Annotated in this window: 18 protein-coding genes and 2 pseudogenes; 3 read left to right on the plus strand and 17 right to left on the minus strand. The window is 38.9% G+C overall.

Features of this window, described 5'->3' with window-relative positions:
• Window positions 1–11 precede the first annotated feature (11 nt).
• Both AAEZ00_RS16010 and AAEZ00_RS16015 read left to right on the plus strand, forming a co-directional pair.
• Window positions 12–1,268: a hypothetical protein gene (locus AAEZ00_RS16010; protein WP_351089065.1), complete on the plus strand. Its 1,257-nt coding sequence runs from the start codon at window positions 12–14 to the stop codon at window positions 1,266–1,268.
• A gap of 340 nt (window positions 1,269–1,608) precedes the next feature.
• A complete protein-coding gene (locus AAEZ00_RS16015) occupies window positions 1,609–2,775 on the plus strand; it encodes an Arm DNA-binding domain-containing protein (RefSeq protein ID WP_124013251.1) in 1,167 nt (388 codons plus the stop codon).
• Between the two features lie 127 nt (window positions 2,776–2,902).
• Here AAEZ00_RS16015 and AAEZ00_RS16020 read toward each other — a convergent pair whose 3' ends face one another.
• Window positions 2,903–4,099, minus strand: coding sequence for a J domain-containing protein (locus AAEZ00_RS16020; protein WP_351089067.1), 1,197 nt, complete (start codon window positions 4,097–4,099; stop codon window positions 2,903–2,905).
• A 496-nt stretch (window positions 4,100–4,595) separates the two neighbouring features.
• Between AAEZ00_RS16020 and AAEZ00_RS16025 the strand changes: the two genes are divergently transcribed.
• Window positions 4,596–4,790, plus strand: a complete 195-nt coding sequence (locus tag AAEZ00_RS16025) for a hypothetical protein (protein ID WP_124013250.1) — start codon at window positions 4,596–4,598, stop codon at window positions 4,788–4,790.
• A gap of 61 nt (window positions 4,791–4,851) precedes the next feature.
• Here AAEZ00_RS16025 and AAEZ00_RS16030 read toward each other — a convergent pair whose 3' ends face one another.
• The 16 genes and pseudogenes from AAEZ00_RS16030 to AAEZ00_RS16105 form a co-directional block, all read right to left on the minus strand.
• Window positions 4,852–6,081, minus strand: a complete 1,230-nt coding sequence (locus AAEZ00_RS16030) for a type II toxin-antitoxin system HipA family toxin (RefSeq protein ID WP_351089070.1) — start codon at window positions 6,079–6,081, stop codon at window positions 4,852–4,854.
• Entirely contained in the window at window positions 6,074–6,400 is a 327-nt protein-coding gene (locus AAEZ00_RS16035; RefSeq protein WP_124013248.1) for a helix-turn-helix domain-containing protein, read from the minus strand. The genes AAEZ00_RS16030 and AAEZ00_RS16035 overlap by 8 nt, the downstream gene beginning before the upstream one ends.
• Window positions 6,401–6,609: 209 nt before the next feature.
• Window positions 6,610–6,765: pseudogene (locus tag AAEZ00_RS16040) on the minus strand (hypothetical protein); the annotation flags it as partial.
• 97 nt (window positions 6,766–6,862) lie between these two features.
• Window positions 6,863–8,212: a phosphoglucosamine mutase gene (gene glmM, locus AAEZ00_RS16045; protein ID WP_351089072.1), complete on the minus strand. Its 1,350-nt coding sequence runs from the start codon at window positions 8,210–8,212 to the stop codon at window positions 6,863–6,865.
• A 456-nt stretch (window positions 8,213–8,668) separates the two neighbouring features.
• Window positions 8,669–9,556 carry a UTP--glucose-1-phosphate uridylyltransferase GalU gene (gene galU / locus AAEZ00_RS16050; RefSeq protein WP_351089074.1) on the minus strand — a complete coding sequence of 296 codons (888 nt, stop codon included), beginning with the start codon at window positions 9,554–9,556 and terminating at the stop codon, window positions 8,669–8,671.
• 119 nt (window positions 9,557–9,675) lie between these two features.
• On the minus strand, window positions 9,676–11,610 hold the full coding sequence (locus AAEZ00_RS16055) for a polysaccharide biosynthesis protein (RefSeq protein WP_351089076.1): 1,935 nt from the start codon (window positions 11,608–11,610) through the stop codon (window positions 9,676–9,678).
• A 306-nt stretch (window positions 11,611–11,916) separates the two neighbouring features.
• Window positions 11,917–12,465: a sugar transferase gene (locus AAEZ00_RS16060; protein WP_351089078.1), complete on the minus strand. Its 549-nt coding sequence runs from the start codon at window positions 12,463–12,465 to the stop codon at window positions 11,917–11,919.
• Window positions 12,466–12,474: 9 nt separating this feature from the next.
• Window positions 12,475–13,434, minus strand: a complete 960-nt coding sequence (locus tag AAEZ00_RS16065) for a UDP-glucose 4-epimerase family protein (RefSeq protein WP_351089080.1) — start codon at window positions 13,432–13,434, stop codon at window positions 12,475–12,477.
• 3 nt (window positions 13,435–13,437) lie between these two features.
• The gene (locus tag AAEZ00_RS16070; RefSeq protein ID WP_351089082.1) at window positions 13,438–14,487 is read right to left on the minus strand and encodes a DUF1972 domain-containing protein; all 1,050 of its coding nucleotides are present in this window, start codon (window positions 14,485–14,487) and stop codon (window positions 13,438–13,440) included.
• Between the two features lie 54 nt (window positions 14,488–14,541).
• Window positions 14,542–15,660, minus strand: coding sequence for a glycosyltransferase family 4 protein (locus tag AAEZ00_RS16075; protein WP_351089084.1), 1,119 nt, complete (start codon window positions 15,658–15,660; stop codon window positions 14,542–14,544).
• Window positions 15,647–16,336, minus strand: a complete 690-nt coding sequence (locus AAEZ00_RS16080; RefSeq protein ID WP_351089086.1) for an acyltransferase — start codon at window positions 16,334–16,336, stop codon at window positions 15,647–15,649. The genes AAEZ00_RS16075 and AAEZ00_RS16080 overlap by 14 nt, the downstream gene beginning before the upstream one ends.
• Window positions 16,337–16,362: 26 nt before the next feature.
• Complete coding sequence (locus AAEZ00_RS16085; protein ID WP_351089088.1) at window positions 16,363–17,619, minus strand: glycosyltransferase; 1,257 nt, start codon at window positions 17,617–17,619, stop codon at window positions 16,363–16,365.
• Window positions 17,619–18,500 carry a glycosyltransferase gene (locus tag AAEZ00_RS16090; RefSeq protein ID WP_351089090.1) on the minus strand — a complete coding sequence of 294 codons (882 nt, stop codon included), beginning with the start codon at window positions 18,498–18,500 and terminating at the stop codon, window positions 17,619–17,621. The genes AAEZ00_RS16085 and AAEZ00_RS16090 overlap by 1 nt, the downstream gene beginning before the upstream one ends.
• 580 nt (window positions 18,501–19,080) lie before the next feature.
• Window positions 19,081–19,857 (minus strand): annotated as a pseudogene (locus AAEZ00_RS16095) (IS5 family transposase).
• A gap of 432 nt (window positions 19,858–20,289) precedes the next feature.
• Entirely contained in the window at window positions 20,290–20,925 is a 636-nt protein-coding gene (locus AAEZ00_RS16100; protein WP_351089092.1) for a DUF1919 domain-containing protein, read from the minus strand.
• 739 nt (window positions 20,926–21,664) lie between these two features.
• A complete protein-coding gene (locus tag AAEZ00_RS16105) occupies window positions 21,665–22,798 on the minus strand; it encodes an EpsG family protein (protein ID WP_351089094.1) in 1,134 nt (377 codons plus the stop codon).
• Between the last annotated feature and the right edge of the window lie 17 nt (window positions 22,799–22,815).

Consider the following 22,815-nt stretch of genomic DNA (forward strand, 5'->3'; position numbering starts at 1 on the left):
AGGATCCCACCATGCCAAAACTTGAATTCAATGCAGACCGTAAACAAGGCATTAGCCACCTGGTTAACGCTATCAGTGATAGAGATCCTATTCCTTATGTCACTGTGGTGATAGAGAACAAAGAACTGGGCTATTTAATCGGAGGTCAGAGCGATTTCCCCTCTATGGTTCAATTGCCACTTAGCAGTGACTGGGGACTCAAAAAAGGTCAATGGTCGTTATGTGCAAGTAGCTTCGGTACATGGTGGCGGGCTGAACTAGATAACACGTTAAATAGAAACCCAATCACTATCGAAGTCGAGTATGGTAAACAGCAAAAGTTACCGATACTCAATGCCCTGATGGCACAAGTATCTCGTCTATACATTCAAGCTAAACCGCCAATCGAGGAGCATCTTGCTTTTCTTGAACAGCATAAAAACCAAGCTTACCAGTCACTACCTACTGATTCGGCGAGGGTGATCCTTGACGTCGCCGAGGCCCATCAGCCGTTTGATGTGTTTGAGCTCAATAAAGAGCTACAAAAAGTCCGTATTGAGCGTGACAACAATATTCAGACCTGTGCGCTACCAGAGAATATGGAAGTAACACATGGCATATTGCTGAACAAAGATAGCGTGGTACAACTAGAACGGATCTGTCATAACACTGATGCAGAACAGATCCTGTATTATCTAGATGATGAACGCGCAATATTTAGTGATGGTCACAGCGTGAACTCAAGCTCGTTAGCATCACTGCGTGAATATCGATTAAAAAAAGAAACAGCGTATCGGGTCGAGGTAAAAATTTTCATCAACATTTATGATTTTAAAGAAGATCTCAAAAAATATTTGTCGATTACGCCACTCAAAAAAGCCAATCAAGCACTACTCTATATCGATAAAGACTATGTCATGCTTGCCAGCTTAGTTGAAGAGACCGGCAGTAACCGTTTTATTCGCACAAAACACATCGATTGTCACAAGCCCTCGTTATACAGCATCAATCTGAGTCAGCTAAATCATGTGCGAATTAAAGATATTACCAATGCTGAACAAATGAAAATCGCGGTATTAATTAATGAGCAAGGAGGGCTAAAGTTGGGGTTTTATAACGACAGAGATAATGCCGAGCCTTACCAAAGTATCACAGATATCGAATATGCTTCCCCGAAAATGGAACTGGTACTGCAGTCGAAAGCCAGACTAGAGATCATGCTAAAACAGCAGAATGCTGATGGCGATACACATAGCCAGGATGATTTATTTGGTTTTAAGGATGTTTGATTTCGGAATAAAACGGGCGTGCTGCATTATGTTGATGTGTTGTTTGAATAAGTACAATAAAACACTGGACAAATACACAGTACTGGGTATATAACTGGAACTGGTTAACGAATAAGCTATATTTTTAGCCTATTGGGAAGACACACTGAGGTGATTGACTTGCGCGTTTTGTGAGTTGAGTTACCCTTAAATAGCAGTTGGGAGAGAGTGGCGGCAACCACTCTCCCCCGTACCGGCTGCACCGACCTTTAATCAGAACCCAGCCGATGGCTAAATTCTAACGAATTCCATTGGGTAGGGACAGATCTATTTAACGATCTGAGATCAATGGAGGCCTTTCATGGTCCATATTCGTATTCGCCCCAACGGGCGTATTCAGTTCGATTTTCATCTTTATGGCTGCCGTTTTCGTGAAGGCAGTCAATTGATGGCCACCCCTAAAAACCTCGCGACAGCCAAAGCCACACTCAAACAAATGAATGCGGAAATTGATTTAGGCACCTTTCAATACCGTGATTATTTCCCCAAGAGTAAAAAAGTGGTCAAGTTTGAACAACTGCAACGCGCCACTCACCCCGACCGTCAACACCCCTTCTTTGATGAATTTGCGAACCAGTGGTTTGAACGAAAAAAAGCCACCTGGAAAAACAGCTATCGAGATACGGTGCGCAGTGCATTGGATAAATACCTTATCCCCCACTTCGGCAATACATTAGTCAACGAACTATCGCTGTCACAGGTGGATTACTTCCGTCAGGACTTAAGTGAAGGAGTAAAAGAAGACGGTTCTCGTTTGTTGTCTAATCGGCGAATTAATTTTATCCTCTGGCCTTTGGTTGCCATTATCAGCTTAGCAGCAGAAGAGTATAAGTTTGAGTATCCACTGAGACGTTATAAGGCCTTCAAAGAAGAAAAAGCGGAATCGAATCCGATGACCATCGATGAGGTCCGCAAGTTTCTTGTGAAGGTTCCACAAAAATGGAAAGACTATTTTATCATTCGCTTCTGGACGGGCATGCGCAGCTGTGAGGTGCATGGTTTAGAGTGGGACCACATTGATTTTGACCATCGATTAATTCGCGTTCGTCAAAATTGGGTTAATGGTGAAGTGGGTGATGTAAAAACACCAAAATCACGCCGTGAGCTTAAGATGTGTGACACCGTATTTGATGCGTTTAAACGTATTCAAGCCGTTAAAACCGGACGATCTAACTTTGTATTTATCGCGCCGACAGGCTTACCACCTTCAACGCATTTTATAAGTCGTAAATTGTGGTTCCCCACCTTAAAAGCCGCAGGCTTAAAACTCCGTCGACCTTATGAAACACGCCATACCGCCGCAGTGCTGCATATTGCGGCTCATGAGAACCCGCTTTACATTTCGCACATGTTAGGACACAGCGACACACGACTACTGTTTGAAGTCTACGCCCCCTATGTTGCCAATGCTTCTCGCCTTGATGGTAGTGCATTTGACTCATTGATGAAAAGCGAGGGACTGGGCTAAAAAACCTTAGCCACTATAGACACTGTGACAAGGTCTATAGTGGCTTGGATTAAGACCCCATCATAATAGATGAAGTGAGTATGCCAAACGCTTAAAACGTCAGCGATGACATCTCGACAAACAAAATCTAATCCAAAAAGCCTTCAAACATTCCATAATTCATCATGTCATTCAATTCCTGTTGATGGATCCGCTCACTTAATTCTTTACGCATGGCCTGCACAGTCGAAACCTTGCCAACTTTAGCGAATAATGCTTCAGCTTCAATGATCAGCAGATCGCCATACTGTTGCAACGTTTTTGCGCGCGACGCCTTCCCGCCACCGCCAAAACGACGCCAAATTTCCGATTTAATGTCGTTGCCATGCTGCATAAATTGATGTTCTTGGTTTAATGACACTATTTTTGAATATAACGCGGCTTCAACTCGCTTTATCATGTCCTCGTCTGCTTTAAGCTTATACTCAGGCAGGTGTTCTTGCGCCATCATCAACAACGCGAGCGCATCTTTATCTTTTTTTGCTTGGGAAAGTTGCTGCATTAAGTCCTTCTTTAAGGCTTTTTGCGCAGGATCTTGCTCCTTATCGGGATGAAATTGATTGGCAAGTTGACGGTACAGTTTAGTCATCGCTTTATTTTCAAATAGCGCTGAGCTCATCGTCTGGTCAGATCCACGCTTTTCGAATGAAAAGTCATCTCCCATATTACCCCAGGCGGGCTCATCCCACTCACCTTCATCCTCACCTTCATCCTCACCTTCATCTTGTGCTTCAGCCTTATGTCTTTGGCTGAGCATTTCTTCAATATAAGCTTGAAAGTCTTCAGGATTGTGGATCATGTCAGTCAGCTCATCATCACTTAAAGGCAACCACTCACCGAACATGCCAAACAGATCTTCCCGTAGAGCCTCAAGTTCATCATCACTCACCGTTTGCTTTGGCATAGCCGATTGAAAATCAATCAATAACGATGTAAAAAGCTCTCGCAAATCAGTTGTGCCAATGGGATTAAATGGGTTGGCCTCAAGTATAGTGAGCTCTTCTTCAATCCAACCATAAAGTTCAACCCTTTGGTTACCCTTAATCGTTTTGCGTGGCACAAACGTTAGTAAATGTTGGACCCACTTTCCGGTCGCAGCACACACAACATGCTCTTTTGACTCGATTAGCGGTTTAAACTCTTCATAAAAACCATCTAATTTTGCGCGATAGCGTTGATTACGCACTTGTTTTTTCTCAACATCTTGCCACAATTTGTCGAGCTTTTGCCACTGTTTGTTAGATGTGTTGAGCTCAGAGTTGTCGATAATGGTCATTAATGTCATGCAGAGTACCGTAGTTAAACTTATTTTATTTAATTAAGTGTATTATCAAGAATGATATCGTTTCATCAACCTTGACGCTAGGTTCTTGGTGACTAAATGTATGTAACAGTTACGTACAGGGCGCAGTAATTGTCACCACCGTTTACTTTCAATTTCCCCCTTTGCAGCGCCCCATCTCCTGAACAATTAAAAGCGAACACCTGGGTTCCGGCTTTAACAGCGTTACCGGAACGACGTAATCGAGCAGCGCCCTAGAACCTAGCAGCCAAGCAGCCAAGCAGCCAAGCAGCCAAGCAGCCAAGCAGCCAAGCAGCCAAGCAGCCAATCTTATTAATTCACTTTAGTGTTTTCTTGTCTTGAGTTTGCAAGGCATAAAATGTTTGTTGAACTTGGCCGATGCCACATGGATCACTGACTGATTTACCGCCCAAATTGCATGAGCGGATAAATGAGGAAAACTTTCTTAAAATATGATCGATATAAGGGATGGTTACAGATGGTAAACGCAGCCGTATGCCAAAAAAGCCAATCAGGAGAAACTAGCCTACCCACCATTTGCTCACTTACTGTGGGTAGTTGGGACAATGGGGCAAAGCTTTATATCGCAAGCTTTAGAGGATGGATAGATGAAGCTCGAACGCCCCAAGGAATGGGGCAACCAGGGGCAATGATTGACAAAACAAGTCACTAAACATAATCTTCAACCCAATATGACCGACGCCTATGCATTTCTGTACGCGTCGGTTCTCATTTTAGCGTAGCGGTATGCTTCGTAAGTGTGTCTCGATTGCTTCAATCATCGACTTGGTAAGTGGTAAATGCGCTTTTTCTTTCGCCCATACCTCATGGAAGCCTGCTACGGTTTGCTTGGCGGTATCTAACACCAATTTTTCTGGCAGCATGGCCTTAGCGGCTAAGTGTGATAACTCATCCAACGTGAAATCGCTGAATTTTTTGCTACGGCTAACCTTGAGCGACGCACTATCATCTGGGATATAAGGAATGGTCGAGACAAAGTCATAAGCAGGTGCAATCGATGCGGTGCGCTTGTCTTTATAAATCACAGACCAATTTTTCAAATGCATATCGGCATTGCCAATTAACGTATTGAACACTAACCTGCGAGTAAATTCTGCGATGTCCTCGTCTTGACCTTCGATGCCGATAACCTGAGCAATATTCCGCATGCTCGCTTTTTTGTATTTATCTTGAGGATAGACACCAAAAACTTGCGCAAAGTCCTCAATGTGCACAGCTTGACCATCTGCACGGTCAAAACGCTTGATCGCAAAAGCCTGAGCATTTTTAAAAGAGCTGCCATATTTGCCAATGCCTTCTGGAATATTGGCAATCTGGTCAATGGCAAGTAGCTGAGTCTCTGGCACCTCCATTCCCAACATTCGAGCCAATTCCATCATCGAATATTCATTTTCTGGCACAGCCTCAAATCGAGACGACGGCAATTTCACAATCCAAGAGCCACCGGTGCCCGTAGCAGGAATGGTCAAACCGCCGTTTACTTGTTGTACGGCTGAAAACTTCAACTGCACACCCGCCAATGAAAAGCGCATTGGAGCTTCAATTTTCGTTTCACCTTCAATGTCTTGATGCACATTAGGCGGCAGCGCTTCACCATCGGCCGGTTCAACCGTGATCGCGCCAGCTAAATCCTGCCCTAGCACCCACAATAGAAAAAATTCCCGCGCAGGGTTCACACCAGCACGCTCTGCCAGGTAATTACGCATGGTTTCTTCTGGCAAAAGATTAGAGAAAAATGGGGTTAACTTGGTTTGGGTAGGTTTGAAGTTGGTCAGCAAGCCACCTAGCGAATCTTTAAAGCCAAGCCCTAACACGGGCCGTGATTCGTCATTAATGTACGGATCCATAAAGGCAAATAGCGTTCTGTCATTGCCCACATTAGTGATCGTTGCGATGGGTTCACCATAGAGCAAAACGTTTAACGTAGAGACATTATTAGTCATCGTCGTCTTCCTCTAACTGGTATGCTGGCGACATTTGCTCACTTTCATCGCTAAGACCGTTATTATGAGTACCGTTACTACTTCGAATGATCGACTTGATGGCAGGAACAGACTTTTTAGGTGCGACAAATAACTCTAGGTCGAGTACACGGGCAAGTGCAATCAAACTGGACATTCTTAAATCAACGCCACCAGACTCGATTTTCGATATATGGCTTTGCGGTACACCCGAACGAGCGCTCAGCTCTCTCTGGCTAAACCCCTTACGTACCCGAGCGTCTCGAAGGCTTTCTAATATCTGCTCTGTTACATAGCTCATTTCAATACGTCTTAATGCATCACTAAAGAAAAATTATATATAAAAACATATCACCCTAACCAAAATAACACAAGAGTGATTAGTTATTGTATATCATAAGAGCTATTATGATGCGTAATTATAGATAAACTATAGCGCACTCACTTGCTGTAGGCAGATGGGAAAATGGGCAGTCATTAGAGTAGCGAGTTTACAAAATACCTCGTTTTAAGAGCCGAGTCGTTGATCACATTCGCTCGGTGATATCCCGCTCCATCCAGGATGAGGTGCAGCTTGTGATTGAGTGGGTATTTATCTCTTAATTGCCCGAAAAATTGCACTATCGTTTCGCTATTGACAACAACACGAACAAATATCATCGTAATAGATTTTTGTTAAACAAAAAGTGCACATACAAAAACAGGTGACTGCTAAGCAAATCACCTGTTTTTATGTTTCATTTGTAGCAAGCTGTAATATAGCCTAGCCACGAACCGCTTTAGCGATATGCTCTGCTTGTGCTTTTGACATTTCGATGTCGGTAGACTCTACCATTACACGGATGAGCGGTTCTGTGCCAGATTTGCGTAGTAGTACGCGGCCGTTTTCAGCGAGTACCGCTTCAGCTTCAATTACCGCTTGTTTTACGGCGTCAGAGGCGAGGATTTCATTGGCATTGTTAGCAATTAAACGAATATTGAGCAGCACCTGGGGTAACTTATTCATGCCAGATACTATCTCGGCCAACGATTGTTCCGATTGTAATACCGCTTGCAGCACTAATAACGACGCTACTACAGCATCGCCAGTGGATGCATGATCAAGATGTAAGATATGCCCAGAGCCTTCGCCGCCAATGCGCCATCCGGTGGCTTTTAATTGTTCAACCACATAACGGTCGCCCACTTTGGCGCGTTTAAACGGAATATCCAGTGCTTTTAAGGCAATCTCAAGGCCGAGGTTAGACATTAACGTGCCAACCACACCGCCTGCCATTGTGCCTTGCTGTTTAGCCGATTTGGCTAAAATATACAAAATTTGGTCGCCGTCTACTATGTGGCCATTGTGATCAACAAACATAACCCGATCAGCATCACCGTCCATCGCAATACCTAAATCAGCTTCATGTGCCATCACCGCCGTTTGCAAACTGTCTAAATGGGTCGCGCCGCAACGGTCATTAATGTTAACCCCATTAGGTTTATCATTAATGCTAATCACCTCAGCACCTAACTCACGGTACACATTGGGCGCAATATGATAAGCCGCACCATTAGCACTATCGACCACAATTTTAAGCCCTGCTAAGGTTAAGCCTTTAGCAAACACCCCTTTGCAAAACTCAATGTAACGTCCCGCAGCATCATTAATTCGGCGCACTTTGCCTAACAATTCAGACGAAACACATTCCATCGCATTGTGATTAAGGGCTTGGTCGAGTAACGCTTCAATTTCAAGCTCCTGCTCATCATTAAGCTTAGTGCCATCATTGGAGAAAAACTTAATGCCGTTATCATAAAAAGGATTATGTGATGCACTAATCACTACCCCCGCATCCGCTCTAAAGGTCGAGGCTAAATACGCCACCGCTGGCGTTGGCATAGGGCCAACGAGTGCCACGTTTACGCCCGCAGCTGATAGCCCAGCCTGCATAGCCGATTCAAACATATAACCGCTACTGCGAGTATCTTTACCAACCAACACTTCTTGGGTACCAGTAGACGCTAAAACCTTACCCGCCGCCCAGCCCAACTTCATTGCAAAATCAGGGGTGATCGGAAACGTGCCGACTTTCCCACGCACACCATCGGTGCCAAAATACTTACGAGACATAAAAACTCCAATATAAAAATTTAATCTAGTACCTAGGGCGGACTACGTCACTGCTAGGTTCTAGATTCTAGGAACTCGCAGGCTCGCCAGAGAGCGGACTGCGTCCTGCTAGAGTCGCTTCGCTGCTAGAACGGACTTCGTCCTGCTAAAGTCGCTTCGCTATGCTGTTTTCTTTTATAGCCTCTAGCCGCGTAGCGTCCTAGAAGCGCAGCGCTCTAGGCTCTTGCTATAGATTTTATAGCCTCTAGCCGCGAAGCGTCCTAGCAGCGCAGCGCTCTAGGCTCTTGCTATAGATTTTATAGCCTCTAGCCGCGAAGCGTCCTAGCAGCGCAGCGCTCTAGCCTCTAGCCTCTAGGCTCTAGTCTCTAGGCTCTAGGCTCTAGGCTTTTAGCCAATTCCAAAAAGCAAAAAACCAACTACACGAGAGTTGGTTTAAAAGTACATGATAATTAAGTGTTACTGTTCAAGCAGAATTTTTTCAACGCTTTGTTTGAAGTCTGCGCCTAGCTTTGCATCGCGTAGACCATATTCAACAAAAGCATTCATATAGCCTAGTTTGTCACCGCAATCGTGCGACTTACCGGTCATGTTAAAAGCTTCAACCGTGTCTTGCTCAATCAACATATCAATGGCATCGGTTAACTGAATTTCATCTCCGGCTCCGGCAGGCGTTTTCGCCAGTAAACGCCAAATCTTTTCAGACAACACATAACGGCCCACTACGGCTAAATTTGATGGTGCTTCACCAACATCAGGCTTTTCAACCATGGCTTTAATTTTAGCTGAATCACCTGGGGCGATATCTACACCACCACAATCAGCAATCCCGTATTTATTCACATCGTCTTCAGGTACTGGGGCCACCATAATTTGGCTGGCAAATGTCGCTTGATAGCGCGCTATCATCGCAGCTAAGTTTTCAGTTTTTTGATTAGCGGTATATTCATCTAACACCACGTCGGGCAATACAACTGCAAATGCATTATTGCCAATACATGGGTAAGCACACAACACCGCGTGACCTAAGCCTTTGGCTTCACCTTGACGGACTTGCATAATCGTCACGTCTTTAGGACAAATCGCCTGTACTTCTTCAAGCAACTGACGTTTAACGCGCTTCTCTAAAGTGGACTCAAGCTCATAGGATTTATCAAAGTGGTTTTCAATGGCATTTTTACTGGCGTGAGTCACCAGCACAATCTCTTTCACACCGGCAGCCACACACTCATTGACAATATATTGAATAAGCGGCTTATCAACCAATGGTAACATTTCTTTTGGGATCGCTTTAGTGGCTGGCAACATACGGGTACCAAGACCAGCAACAGGAATAACAACTTTCATTTAAAATCCTTGTCAAAATAAGCCTGGATCTAACATTTAGATTCAGGCTAACCATATAGTTAGTGATTAATTAGCGATTAATTAGCGATTAATTAAATGCATCAAAGTCATAATAGAATTTAAGATGCAAAATTAATGACTTTTTTGGCAGCGGCAAGATTTTTAGCTTTTTGCTGATAAACTAAATCACAAATACCATCAGTAGGCGCAAAACCTGTAGGGGTTTTGAGTAAAATGTCACGAATAGCTTCATGATTAAATTCATGACAAGCCAAATCTAAACGATCTAAAATCACCGAATAATCAGCCCATGTTAAATACAATTCATTTGCAGTCATAATCCGTTCATGTTCAGTACCCGTTACATCATCACCAATAAGCAGTTCTTCGTATAGTTTCTCACCAGGGCGTAAACCACTAAACTCGATTGAAATATCACCTTCGGGGTTTTTATCACTGCGAACTTCATAACCACTTAAGCGGATCATTTTTTCAGCTAAATCAACAATCTTTACTGACTTACCCATATCCAGCACAAATACATCGCCGCCCTTGCCCATGGCTCCAGCTTGAATAACTAATTGTGAGGCTTCAGGTATGGTCATAAAGAAACGAGTAATTTCAGGGTGTGTGACCGTAACCGGCCCCCCATTAGCGATTTGAGTTCTAAACAAAGGCACCACTGAACCCGATGAACCGAGCACATTACCAAAGCGCACCATACAAAAACGCGTTTTATTTTGCTCACGAGATAACGCCTGTAATACTAATTCTGCCATGCGCTTAGTCGTACCCATCACGTTGGTCGGACGCACGGCTTTATCCGTTGAAACCAGCACAAATTTCTCAACCTTTGCTGCAATCGCCGCTCTAGCGGTATAAAGCGTACCAAATACATTGTTACGCACGCCTTCAACCACATTATGTTCAACTAAAGGTACATGTTTATACGCAGCAGCATGATAAACCGTTTGTACCCCAAACGACTGCATAACAGCTTGTACTCGATTTTCCCGCTGAACAGAACCCATAATAGGTAAAATTCTAACAGCTAGTCCGAGCTCTTTTGCTGTGGCATTTAATTCACGATCAATGGAATATAGGGCAAATTCAGACAACTCGAAAAGAACTAACTTTCTAGGCGACTGCTTTAAAATCTGTCGACATAATTCAGACCCAATTGAACCACCGGCACCGGTGACCATGACCACTTTATCTTTAATATTGGCAGACAAAAGGTCTTCGCGAGGATTTACTGCGTCACGGCCAAGTAAGTCATCAATTTCCACTTCTTTAATATCACTGTAAAGCTTGGTGCCATTAACTAAATCTGCCATTGCGGGAATGGTCAAGATTTGAATGGCTAACGGTTCGAGTCGAGTGAGTATCTCTTGGCGCTTTGCACGACTAGCACTTGGCATAGCAAGTAACACTTTAGTTGCCGATTTTTGTTTAATCAATTTACGGATTATAGAAGGTGAATGAACATGAACCCCTTGAATAACAGTACCATGCAAGCACACATCGTCATCAACAAAGGCAAATGGATAATATTCATGACTTTGTACTAATGAGGTCAATAACTGCCTACCACTCACGCCAGCACCATAAATAATCACCGCCTCGCCACTGCGCTTCATTCCAGAACCGACAATAGATCGAACGATCGTTCTTGAACCGCCAATAAACACAAGTGAAAATGCAGCATAAATCAGTGGAACAGTGCGGGGGATATTCGCTTCAGCATAAAAAGACACTAGCACTAGTGAAATAGTTGAAACAGTAATACCGACTAAAATAGCTACCAGGGCTTGTAATCCCATGTAACGAAGCACTGCACGGTACAAACCTAATTTAGCAAAAGCGACTAAACTAATCGGCATAACAACTAAAATAACAGTCCAAAAGGTACTGTTACTCAATACACTGATATCATCAAGTCGAACTAAAAGGGCGCTCCAAAAAGCACAAATTAAAAATAACGAATCGATCGTTAAACTGACCAAACGTTTTTGATTACGGGGTAAAGAAAATATACGTTGCAAAAAATCCATTTTTAGCTCCAAATTAATCAATTTCATAATGTATTACATCTTACAACACGGCTAGACTACGGGAAAAATGAGCTGGGTGAGTTTAGCACAAGATGCTTTTATCTCTGTGCAATAAGGCGTAAAGCTAATGATAGCGTTAAGCCAGTTAAAACTATCATAGCAAATAACGACTCAACAACCTTTTGATAAATGATGAAAGAAGCCGCTGAGACACCTTTTTCACTGTTTCGGTGACATTGAGACACAGTGAAGGCAAACAACCCTAATCAGGTTAATCACTTAGCAACTGATCACCAATAGATAGATCTATTTTACTGCATCACCAGAACCGCTACCCGTAACAGTCATCAAAATATACTTGAAATAACTTTTTATGTTGAGCGTATCAATCATATGCTTATCAGTTTTTGCTAATAACACTGGCGTTGACATGTCAATATTTTGAACTTGGGCTAAACCTGTAACACCCGGTAAAACATCGTAAACACCTAACGAATCACGCTCTTTAATTAACTCTTCTTGGTTAAATAGGTTAGGACGCGGGCCAACTAAACTCATTTCGCCTTTAAAAACGTTAATTAATTGCGGTAATTCATCAATTTTGGTTTTACGTAAAAAATCACCTAACTTAGTAATTGAAGCGTTACTTGCCAAGTGACTTGCGACAGATTGAGTTTCGACAGACATAGTGCGGAATTTAATCAGTTTGAATGCTTTTTTATTTTTCCCAACACGAGTTTGAACAAAAATAGGCGAACCGGTATCAAAAATACCAATAATTGTAACGATAAGTAGAACAGGCCATAGCAACAACAAGCCAAAGAAAGCTGCTAAAAAATCGATGAGACGAATCATGTAAATACTCTATTTATTTTTATTAAGAAGAAAAGCTTCTGCGGTTTCTTTAAAACCTTCTTCAAGCGTTTGTGGTGGGACCCAGCCTAAGGTTTCCTTAGTATGTGTGATATCTACCTGTAGAGAGCCTAATAGTCTATTAACTAGATCTGCCTTACCTACTAGCTTACCAAATAAACGGTAACACCATAAAGGTACTGGCAGCAAAGTTCTCGATTTCCCAAGCGCTTGTGACATATGCTTTACCATTGACGCAGTAGAGATATCGTGATCGTCAGAAACCAAAAAGACTTGATTAGCAGCTTTAGGATGTTCGATACAAGTAACAATAAGATCAACTAGGTTTTTAACAGAAACCAAGCTACGCATATTTTTAGTAATGCACCTAAAAGGAAGCGGGAAACCTTTTGATACATGATTCATTAGTGATGCAAAATTAGCTTTCACACCTGGTCCATAAACTAGGGTTGGACGAATAATAACAACCTCTAAACCTGTTTCTTTACTGAGCTGTAATAGTTGCACTTCAGCTTCAGATTTTGATTGCCCATAAAAGTCTTTAGGAACTCGATTGTCACTTGATTTGAATGGTTTATTCAACTCAGTTGACTCGCCGTTAACCTTAATACTGCTAATATAAATGAACCGCTTAATACCTGATCTAACAGCTTGTCTAGCTAAATTCATCGTACCTGAAGTATTCACTTTTCGATATTCAGCTAACGGCTCTAATGCTTCGTCACTCATAATATGTGCTCTAGCTGCACAATGAATAATGACATCTCTATTTGTCAAAGCATCATTATAATTAGTGTCTGCATCAATTTCATTTTGAAAAAAACTTAAACCCTTAAAATCATTAAAACGACCGTTATTAGATCTACTTATTACATGCAAATCATAACCAGATAATTTTTCGAGCATATTCAACCCAACAAAACCAGAGGCACCAGTTAACAGTAACTTCAAAATTTATATTCCCCTGTACAATGATTCATATTGGCCTGCTACTATTTCCCAAGTGTATCTTTTCATCGCGATATCCTTCATCTTTTCATTACCTGGAGACAAACATGTATCAGAAATCAATTTCTCCAAATCGTTAGTCGTGGAAAAATAGAAGGCAGCATCCTCAGTAGTAAACCGATTGAATACACAATCAAAAGCATAGATTTGCTTACTAAAATGCATTATTTCGACTAAAGATGGATTTGTACCACCAACAGAATGGCCATGAATATAACCTTTACAGTTATTTCTATAATTAAATAAAACGTTCAAATCATAAACAGGGTCAATTATTTCAATATTTTCGAAAACAGAATACTTGACTTTTAATTGTTCGCCATAAGAACTAGCACCCCAATTACCAACTATTTTATAATTAACATCTGAATTAGAAAAAGCTTTCAAAATCATTTCAATATTATTTTCAGGTTCTATTCTACAGACCGTAAAGAAATAATCAGAACAATTACCATCAACATTTGAAACTAAAGCGTGCTCTCCACCATAGGCGATGACTTCCGATTTAATACCATACTCAGCACTAATATAGTCTCTTATACCATCATTATCAGCCACAATTACATCTGCATACCTTACTGCCATTGCTTCTGAAAATTTGAGAAATCTTTTAGCAAAACCACTCCACTTATCTCTTTTCCATTCGATACCATCAACATTTACAATCACTTTTGAATTAGGCAACAATTTATAAAAAGGTAAGAATAAACAACCTGAAACACCAAGAACAACAATAACGTTCGGCTTAGTAAACATTGTATGAATCATTGATATGATATCGTAAAAAATACTGGAAATACCATTTGCAGAAATAGGTAAGTATATCAACTTAGCACCATTATGATATTTTTTCTTGTGTTCATAAGACCTAGATGAGCAATAAACAGAATATTCAACATCATCTGATTTAGACTTAACTATATTATCAACAAGAGTCTCCCAACCACCGTAACAAGCCGGTAAACCCACAGTCCCCACAATCCCTACACTAATCATATTATATCTCGTAAAGTATAACTAAAAGTAACCTAAACCCAGTTCAATAAAAAACTAAACTAACGAATAAAACTCATCTTGAATAAACAAAGCAAAGCGATCTTGATATATTTTTGAGGTGAAAAGTTTGCTGTGCTCAATTGCATTGTCAGAATACTGTCGCCATAGTCCGAAGTCATTGTGGAGAAGACTAATAAAACCAACTATTTCAGAAAGGTTTCTAGAATCTATTAAACAACCAACATTGGAATTAACTATTTCTACAGGGCCTCCAACTGGTGGACCTATAACTGGACAACCAAAAGCCATAGCCTCGAGTAAAGACAACCCAAACGTTTCAATACAGTCATCAGGAATGGAACAGTTCATGACTAGCGAAGATTGTTTATAAATTTCTATTAAGTTATGAGGTTTAATCATAAATTCAAAATTTGTAGGTAAAACCCGACTTTTCAAATAAATTCTTAACTCCTCTTTGCTACAATTGACAGCTGCTATAAACTTAAAATGCGGCAATAGAAAAGAAACAGCTAAAAACTGATCGATTCCTTTGTATATTTTCAATGAACCTACGAATAAAACAGTTCGATTTTTAAATTTACTTCCTAAGTCCAAGTCAAGACCATTACTTAATATAAAATCGCGTCTTAAACCGTTATACAACATTTTTTTTGTCGGTGAATTAATAGCTGAATTTTCTAGAACATAGTTAGAAACAAATAATACAGAATCAGCACACTTATCGACCACAAATAACAAAAAACGCTTTAACAACAGAGGGTTTATCATAGTTTCATGAATGTAGTATATTGTATTGTTAGAAAAAAGTTTCGAAGATAAGCCTGCTCCAAATGGCAAAAGCGTATTAACTAAGACTATAGAGTCCTCACCTTTCAATTTGTTACAAATCAAGTAATATGAAAGCACTATAAATGTCGATAACTGTGAGACTAGATAAGAAAATAATTTTAAATAGCGATTAGAAAAAACAAAATACCGTATGTTAACTTTCCTAGCCTGAACATTAGATAGAAAACCTTCATGACAACTAGTTAATACTGTTTTCTCATACTCAGTATGATCTAAAGAGCTTATTGCATCACTCAGTACACGAGGGCTACCGCTATTGTCATTTAACAAATGTACAAAATAAATATGTTTATTTTTTGCCACTTATTCTATCCCCTAGTATCTTACTTGGCACACCACCAATAATAACATTATCCGGATAGTTACCTTTGACTACGGCTCCTGCAGCAACTACGCATCCATCACCGATTCTAGAGCCATCAAGCACAGTTACCTTAGCACCTATCCAACAATTAGCTCCTATAATAATACCTTTTCGGTTCACTCCCTGATTTTTAATTAAAGTTGCTGAATGTGAGAAGTTGTGATTTTCGGGATGAACACTGAAATACGATCCTATGATAGTATCATTTCCAATCAAAACACCTCCAGCACCACCAATATGAGCAAACTCCCCAATACCTACATTATCACCAATATGAACTTTCAACCCTAAATCAGTAAGTGAACCGCTCACTTGAATGAATGAGTATGCCCCTATAGTTGATGCTTTCCCAACCTTTATACCTGAATGCCCCAAAGCATCTAAGGTGCAATAGTCTTTTATAGTTGCGCCTTTACCTATATGAAGGTTTTTACGACTTTTTAGTTTTACACTTTTCCCTATAAATACACTTGGTAACAATCTCAAAACTCCTCTCATAATTCCCACTCCCTGAGATACAGAAACAAAGAATAAGTCACTTGAAGAAATCTTTGGGTCTAATAACAAATGTCTGCCCTTTATTTTGTTGTAAAACCATTCAACCAAATTACGCATATTTCCCCCTGCAGATGACGTGGAGATTACTCTGCGAGTAATTCGTCATATATCTTATTAAAACTGTTGATTTTTGCATCCCACTCAAGAGTATCGATGTTATTAAAAATCAAATCTGAACAACAATTAAGTAAATGACGGTTGAAATATATCTCTTTAACTTTACTTGCATAGTTACTAATAGTTAGTTCATAATTTTCTATATCAACTAAGAACCCCATACCATCAGCTAAAGTATCGCTCATACCATTTTGCTTCAGCGATATAGTTGGCAACCCAATAGAAAATGCCTCATAGACTACCGTTGTATTCGCTTCTGACAGGCTACATAAACAATGTAAGTCACACTGTTTCATCAGCTCCATCACATCATCCCTCGAAATGTTCCCATGCCATACAATCAGATGAGAAACGCCTTTCGTTATTGAATACTGTATAAGTTCGTCTTTTAAGTGACCATCACCAACAATGTTAAGACACAATTGAATTTCTTCATTCAAAGAAGATAGAACATCAATTATAAATTTCAAATTTTTCCGATAAAACAAACTGCCGACCACAACTAATTCAAGTTTTGACTTTCGAAATCTGTTATTTTCCCCGCGTAGAGAAAAGTCTGAATTGCTACAACTTTGCTCAGAGAGGACCATCGATTTCTGGATGTTTTTATTAAATAAATTCTTCTTATTTTCATTGTTACAAAAAACAACCACATCAGAATTAGATAACGCAACCTTTACTCTTCGTGAAAAATTTATTTGAAAGTAATTAACTATATTTTTAATAAAAAATGTAAGCTTGGCCTTCAATGGCTGGGGTTTTAAAAGCGCAAGTTTAACATAATTAGCCCCACCAATAGGCCCCCAAACATGAGGCCTAGGAATCTTCCAAAGGTATCCAGGCTCTCTGAATCCTATAGGATTCAGTTGATGAATAATATCCACGTCATATAAATCGACTACTTTCAAAGCTTGCTTATAAGCTTCGCGCTGCCAAAAATTAAATGCTATATAAAATGCATAGTTCAAACCTTTTTTATTTAAAATATTAAAGGCTCTAGATATCATGGGTGGACAAACTTTTATAGGCACTATATTATTAGATTTGTTATTATCGAAAAACCTGTCTACTTCAGATGTATCCCCCATATGCTCGCCAGAAACACCATATAAGACGATTATTCTATTTTTAATTGAAAGTCGTCTAACAAACTCCCAGCCTACATTAAATTCTGACCCCTTGGATGGAGATAGTGCGTAAGCGGATATTAGTATTGTCTTCATTATTTACCTATAACCCCTTTTACTTTTCTAATAATAAAGTTTTCCAGCAACCAAGCTTTAAACAAACTCTGCAATAATAGAACCCTAAAAAAACCGGCCCGGTCATATTTTCTGTGATAGTAAATAACACTTTCAACTAGATATTTGCGCATGTTTCGACTTGATAATTCTGAAGATATCGTTTTTGATACCAAATGCTCGTACTGAATAGTTCTTAACAAAAAGTTATGTTTCCCAACCAATTTCAATTTCCTAGATAAAATAACCTCTTCCATGTACAAAAACGTTCCATCATCAAAATTACTTATTAAGTCAAGCGTTTGCTTCTCAATCATAAAAAGTGAACCAGGAACACAATCAACCATTAATGTTTCCGATCCATTATCAAATACGTACTTCTTATTATCACCCAGAATCACCTCTAACGTAGCGATTGAAGCTTTGACACTATCGCTATATGTTGGTATTTTCCAAGCCATGTGAGATGATAAAACACCATTAACCCTCATTGCTGGAGCAGTTATTCCAACATTTGACATGGCACGATGCAAAACAGACCATCTATAAAAAAAATCAATTTCAGTGACAACTAAATCATTATTACTTATAACAACCAAGTCATCATTTTTTATATCGGATAGGATAACCCCTAAATTATTACCTCTAGCATATCCTAGATTCTCACCAGATTGATGCACATCAACATTGGGAACACTACAAAAAAGCTCTGTTAAAATTTCAAAAGAATTATTTCCAGAATCATTATCAACTATTACAATACTTAAATTAACACCCTCCTGGTCCAACAACTTAGTTACGTATGAAGCGGTATCTTTATAACTCTTATAGTTAACTATAATGATCCAAACATTTTCTCTCATGCAAAAAGAACCTCTATTATAGTGCCAAATACAAATTTATTAAAAATCACGCCTTACGGCGTTGATGAAAAACTGACTATAGCTACAACAACCCCAAGTGTTTGAAACAACTAATAAGCATATTTTTGACTAGCTATGTGCTCCAGGGCAACCGCATGAACGTTTTTCACTCACAAATTGTCCTATAAATATTCAATAATTGTACGGCCGTTAAGCTGAAAACAAGCGCGGATTAATGCAATCGAGTCCACCTTCATCACATAGGTGGATTATTGAGCACTCATGCGGTCGCCCTGCTATGTGCTCCCATTAACTTTGTGTATTGCTTTACAACAACCATATAGTCACCGATTTGACCGTATCTCGTAGGCTAACCAGTTGTATAAAGAGACAACTGAGCTTTACATAATGAACGAGGTAGATTTTCTATTATTTAAATTAGCGATTCATCATGCTAACTTTATGTTGTATATAGGTTACGTTATCACAAGAACCAACATTTAGTCTTATGGGGGGTTATTGATCAAATCCTAGCATTAGACGCAACTACTCTAGGTGTTTCATCGAATTAGGCAGCTTGCTACCTTACTGGTATTCCTAGTCCTATGACTTTATTCATTGCTTTTACACCCGCTAGAGCTTCGCCTAGCTGACCGTTGTAGTCCCTAAAGCTAAGTTTAGGGCTAATCAACTGCTTATATCGATACATCGCTGTCTCAGATAGTGACCTGCCGTAGTAATCATTATCCTCTTTCCATTGCGACAATTGGTTACTCATAAGCGCTTTTGTGTCATATGCACCATCAGCTGAAACCTGCGCTATGTGCCTTCTCAACGGATTGAACAGTGTGGGTAGCACTTCATTATCGGCAACGTTTACTAGGGAAACTTCAGCTGACACAACCTCATGTGTATTACTATCCACTGCTAGGTGTAACTTGCGCCAGGTACGACGGTTTTATTTGCCATGCTTACTGGTTTGCCATTCACCTTAGCCATAAACTTTGAGGCCTGTTGAATCAATCACGACATGTGCCACAGAAACACGACTCTGTGCACGATACTGAATTCGTTGGTTTTAGCTCGCTTGCTGATACAGCTATAACTCGGGGAGTTTAGAGGTACATTCATAGGCCAAAATAATGAATTAATAGATCCTTTGAGTGCTCGCAACGACAGGTTAAATACGCTTTTACCAACCTGTGCAGTTTATATCCTCACCACGGCGACCATGATGTCCGGTGCAGCGCCAAAATTTAATGGCTTATTCATCAATTCAGAACGTCAGTGAACAACGGTTAACAAGTGGATTGTTGCACTGAGACCAATTGGTAATTTTATGCGTAGACTTTCCCATTTTACTGCTTCCACGTCGCTATCTTGGGAGATCAGATTATACTAATATAAAAATTCATTCGATTTAGGAAATAAGGCCTCTTGACGAGGTTACGAGTTTCTAACCTTTTCGCTACAGCTACTAGCTACGGTTTTCGTCATGTATTCTTTCAAGGCAACTTGTTTAATCTGCTATCTCAACTTTTCGGGTAACTAGTCTAAACACCAATATCGTACAAAATTAGAGCTCACCGTCATAGTGAACTAATATTTTAGCCATGATTTATAATCGAGTATATTTTCAATTATGTGTGTAACCACCAAAATTTCAACTTCTCCATGCTGGAATAAACAACAAAGAAAACAATATTAGTAAAACACAAACAACTCAACCGTAAAAATTACTTTTAACGCTAAAACAACAAGAATTAAAACTGTAATGGTAAGAAAATTTTTATTTTCGCCAAAGTTTATTCATAAACGATAATGGCGATGTTGTTTTTAAAAAGCTTTCCCATTCAGCATTAATAACGTCTGCATTTTCCCCTTTCAGTTTTAGATTCGACTTCACATTATAATGTTTTGCTGAAAGTACTATTTTCCTTTTAAAACTTAAAGAATCAAAATCATTGATTAGCATTTCTGTACACAAATCCCTATCGCAAAACTTTATTACCAAATTATCTCGATTTAATCGAGATAACCTTCGAGACCACTTATCTAATGCTTCTTTATTATTTTTATAATGTAAAAAATGAATTTCAACCCCATCGCCAAGCAGAGCAATAGGATAAGAATTAAAAGTACCATTGTTTATCAATTCTTGTTTATATTTAGATTCTGAAGGATCGATAAAACACAATTTGCTATCTAAGTAGAAATTCAGATTTTGTAACATATGAATATAATCAGGAGAAAAAATAAACAAACCAACAAAAGGACTATTATATGTCATATCAAAATACTTATAGACAAACCCTCCCCAGCAGTTATCACTGATAATAGAAAAATCATTTCTATATAATTTTTTAGCAAGAAACCGACCTCGCCTCGCTTCCAAGTTCCTCTTGACGTTTCTAAAAATATTCATTGTAATCAATTTTACCTTAAAAAATTATAAGTAGATTCAAATTCCAATTCAAATTCCAATTCAAATTCCAATTCCAACTCAAAGTGTAATTGGAGTTGGAGTTGGAGTTGGAGTTGCAGCTGCACTATATATAGATTTTTGTTTATATATAGAGAGAACTTCTATACAAACTAAATAAATGAGGTTACGCCAAAAGTACGGCAATATTATATCTATTCATACCGGCAGAAAAAACAACTAGTGATATTGTAGAGTCTATATTTATCAAGGCAGTGATATATTAATAATGGAGTTAGTGGTTATTTAACCTTTTAGGGTTATAAGTTCAGTATATATTTATAAACATAACTTTGCTTACATACATCCAGATCGGACTCAATACGTAAAGAACTTTGCTAGTAATGTACCATAAATTGCATGCATTAATGAATCTTATAAATATCAAAAAATAATCTATTACTATCCGATTTATTACAGTACGGTGATAATTTAGTTAATAAGGCACACTCATTTATTATTAATTATCAACAGGAAGCATTACTGGGTGTAAAGTCACTGACAATAGTTAACATTCTTTAGCTGGATGATAAATTTAAATATTTAGTTGTAAGAAAAGCTATTAAGGAAAAATGGTTGCCATATTGTTTAGTATAAAATTATTCGTATAACGAAAACCCATGTCTCAATTCGATTAAACTGCTTTAGAGAGTTATATAGCTATAACCTTCTAATTAATAGATCAACCCCAATAAGATTGATATGGAGAACTTCCAGCGGCACCTATATACACTGCCATACAAAACCACAGTAAATACAATAATACTATTGGAGTTAAGATAACTCCTTTCCTCTCTAATATGGACCCACTTTTAAACCCAGCATATAATACTGCACTCATAACCACAAATTTCATCCCGTAAAAATACATCATTCCTCTTCCGAGAGCGAGGAAACCAGTTGATGCTACGATTGGATAAATTAAACATCCTATTAAATAAGAATTAAAGACAACAGATGGCAATGAACGACTATTCATAGCTATAAACTTGGTACCTCTAATTATTAAATAAACATCTGTCAATAGCGATAGTATCAATCCTATACTGATTCCATCATTCACATTTTCAATAAAAAGATCTTTGCTAAATGCAAGGTAACCACTATAGCCACCAAATATAGGCAGCTCCAATACCATATCGACAAAAAAAGAAAAAAACTGTACTGCAAAAAAATGACTTAATAAGGTGAATAATATTATCGTGTAACGATACTTGTACAAACTAGACTTATAAAGTAAAAACATTAAGGGGATAGCTAATAAACTACTGCTGTGAAATATAACTGCAACCATAGTATTTAATATAGAATATTTATATTTCTTATTTGCTAGGTAATATAATGCAAGAATCACTCCTAATAAAGCAATTGACTGCCTCATAACATTTAAGGATTCAATAAATGAAAGAGTTGTAAAATAAAAAAATATTAATAATAGTCCGCTCCCCTTTGCAATCTGAACTATCTTTAACAGCAGAACAACTTGAAATATTGAGCAAATAACGAATAGAGATTGAGATGGTAAGCTGAAAAAATGCAATATCTCAATTAACGTATAAAAACCAAATTCGTAAGCGACCTGAGATGAATCGGATACAAAAAACTGATCTACATAATATTCTTCATAGGTTGGAAAGTCACCACCAACATTATATCTAAAGCCAACTATAATAATAAAAAATACAATAGGGTATGTCTTTATCATTATAAAAAGAGAAGAGCAAACCTTAGTATCTTTACGTAACTTAAAGTCTATATATTGCCAACAAGATAAAACCACAAACAATGTAAAATATAATAAGAACGAAAGTTCCATAATTTATCACTCGACTA

It is taken from the genome of Shewanella sp. S1-49-MNA-CIBAN-0167, from assembly GCF_040310145.1.
Lineage (GTDB): Bacteria > Pseudomonadota > Gammaproteobacteria > Enterobacterales > Shewanellaceae > Shewanella > Shewanella psychromarinicola.